Source organism: Xenorhabdus littoralis (assembly GCF_033949345.1).
GTDB classification, from domain to species: domain Bacteria; phylum Pseudomonadota; class Gammaproteobacteria; order Enterobacterales; family Enterobacteriaceae; genus Xenorhabdus; species Xenorhabdus littoralis.
Map to the genome: position 1 here is coordinate 1 of NZ_VCDP01000184.1, position 2230 is coordinate 2230.

The following is a 2230-nucleotide window of genomic DNA, read 5'->3' on the forward strand; positions in this document are numbered from 1 at the left end:
GTAAACCTGCTCCAACAACGACAACCAATGATAAAGGGCAATTAGAGGCCGCATTAGTGAGCAGTAAACCCGTCAAGGAGGCGAAAGTATTCCTGCAAGCGGGCGGCATGGAAAAAACACAGGTCGGTGCCGTGAGCTTTGAAGATAACCCGGCGCTTTTCCATATAGGAGAAGCCGTTGACGTTTCACCGAAAGTACCGTCACAAGTCGGCGATGGCACACAAACCTATACCTACACAGCGACTGTTTTAGGTGGTGATGGCAAACCGGTGGTAAACCAGAAAATTGCTAATGTGAAGTGGATCATAGATAAGGATAACAAAGAACTGATTTGGAACCCGCCCAATGGCGATGTCACAACAAATGAGAAGGGAGAATTAACCGCCACGTTAGCCAGTCACGCTGAAGTAAAAAATATTACAGTTTCACTTTCCATTGAAAACAAACCACCTGTTAAAGCAGTCGAGGTAGTCTCCTTTACTTGGGATCTTTTGGCTTATCGAGTTTTTGGCGGCATTCTGGAACCAGTTGAACCACCATACGTATATCCTCCTTGGACTCAGATCGCTGATGGTACGAAAAAATTTATCGTTCAGGGTCTTATCGTTGATGGTCATGATTTGAATAAGAAGGTTATAGTGCCTAACAAGGATATCCCTAATCTAAGGTGGACTCTTACACATAATGATAAAGATGTGAGCCATGATCCAAACTATTCTTTCGATCTTAAAGACGGTTATAGGACAGATAAAGATGGAAAAGTAACGGCTACATTGACAAGTAAAGTACCCGTAGAAAAGTTAGAGATTACACTCTACAGCGGTGCATGGTATGGGATTTCCTCAAATAACATGACATTTATTGCTCCAGACCCCAAAGATGACAAGCTAAAAGTAACAATAGTTGGAGTAAACGATAACCATCCGGATACGGCGGAGAGAATGAAAACGGTGGGTGATACCTTTGATTACATCGCAACTCTCGAGGATGCTGGGGGTAATAAATTGAAGAACAAAACCATACATTGGACAGTGAATAAAGAAGCTTCGCAAAATGTCATATTCAAGACGCCACAGATAACACAAACGGATGAGAATGGGGAAGCATACGCAACAATCACCAGTGCAGCTAGCACACTGACATCTCCATTTGTGGTTGTGACCGCTTCTACCGATAACAATGTAAATCATAGTGATGATGGCTCTGTAATGTTCAAATGGCCACAGTTTGATAAAATAAATATTGATCCACCCAGTGTCGAGCCTCTTGGTGGGAGTTATACCCTTAGCAGTATAGTAACTCGCGCTACCATTTCCCCCCCCAAAGGTACTCCATTTGGCGAAGATCTTAAATTTAAATGGCGGTTCAAAGAACCAACGTTTGAAAAAGGACTCTCTTTATTACCAGCAGGGGAAATGAATGTAGGCGCTGGTGGAAAATTAGAAGTGAAACTGATAAGTGACCCGAGTATAACTCCGGCAACTGATGTGATAGTTTGTCTGTATATAGTTAGTATAGGTCCGACCTCTAGTGACACCTGCTCTAAACCGATAAATTTTAAAAAGCCGTAAAAGTGCTGGAGTGATCAGTCCTTGATTTAATGCGCCGCCTTGCTTTCAAATTAAATCAACGAAAGCAAGGTCATTATGACAAGATAACGATATATTCCGGAGTTCAAACGCAGGGTTGTGACATTTCCGAACAGGAACTGAAAATTCGCCTTTTCATTCGGTGAACCGGATTTGTCTGCTGCTACATACTTAATTTATCCCCATAAATATTAGACGATAACGTTTATCTATCAGCCAATAACTATTCTTCATCACATAATCCACAGTATTTTCTAATATATGAAATTAGGGCGATAACCTCATTTTTATGAGTTAGTCATCAAAAATGAGATGGTAAATAATAATTTTTTCTGAGGTGCTCTTATATGTCTTCATATATTAGTAAGGCCATTGTTTTTTTTAGTGTCATTTACTCGTTACTGCTACCGTCTACAATGATGAATGCCTTTGCAGAGGGGCACCTGACAACTAATAAAATAGATAATAAAGAAAATATAGATTTTAGCGTTAACGGGTCAAGTAAAAGATTTTTGAATTCAAATGCCAATAAAGAAAAGGATTTGAATAAAAATAATGATGCCTCAGAATCTGGTACACCCAATGTGATCGCCAGTAATATCCAGACTGTCAGCAATATGTTGTCATCATCGCCTTCCCAA

General features: G+C 40.4%; 2 protein-coding genes. Both read left to right on the forward strand.

Annotated elements, in window-relative coordinates; translation table 11 throughout:
- A partial coding sequence (locus FE394_RS19130) for an Ig-like domain-containing protein (protein WP_319927905.1) occupies positions 1 to 1571 on the forward strand: 1571 nt, incomplete at its 5' end.
- 365 nt (positions 1572 to 1936) lie between these two features.
- On the forward strand, positions 1937 to 2230 hold a 294-nt coding region (locus FE394_RS19135), incomplete at its 3' end, for a hypothetical protein (protein ID WP_319927906.1).